Source organism: Psychrobacter sp. DAB_AL32B, assembly GCF_002224105.1.
Classification (GTDB): Bacteria; Pseudomonadota; Gammaproteobacteria; order Pseudomonadales; family Moraxellaceae; genus Psychrobacter.
Map to the genome: position 1 here is coordinate 1 of NZ_NEXU01000137.1, position 558 is coordinate 558.

A 558-nucleotide genomic window follows, 5' to 3' on the forward strand; every position below is an offset into this window, starting at 1 on the left:
CCTTCGATGAGCCTTGCTTTATCACTGCTTGTTCCTTTTGTTTGAGCAAGGCATCTAGCTTTTTTAGGTAGGCAACCTCCGCACGTAGGTATTCATTCTCACGTTTGAGTTCTGCTAGTGTTTTTTCATCATCTGGTTTGTCGGTAATAAATGGCTTGGTCATGGCGGTTCTACCTTTACGTTTGGATATTAGTCCAGACATGCCATAAAGCCGATACGCTTTGTGCCAATGACTAATTAAGGCAGGTGAGCTGATGTTGAACGTTAAAGCGACCTCGGATTGACTTAATCCTTGCTCTAACATGGTCGTAATCACGTGATGTTTAAACTCGCGACTATAGTGAGCTTTACTCGACTTTGGCTTGATGGCATCTATGCCACCGCTTTGGTATTGCTTAACCCATTTTTGTACAAGTTTCGAATCTACTTTAAACTTCTCACTTGTGGCAAGTCCGGTATGTCCTTGCCGATAGTATGCGATGACTTCGATCTTGAAGTCTAGTGTGTAACGCATAAAAATACCCCATAAGTTGTGTCCAACTTATGGGGGTCAGTTCA

Annotated in this window: 1 protein-coding gene; it reads right to left on the reverse strand. The window is 42.8% G+C overall.

Translation table 11 applies throughout. The annotated features are described in order from the left end of the window. Window positions 1-514 (reverse strand): helix-turn-helix domain-containing protein (locus tag CAN34_RS13660; RefSeq protein WP_089556106.1); only part of this gene is annotated, 514 nt, incomplete at its 3' end. Window positions 515-558 lie beyond the last annotated feature (44 nt).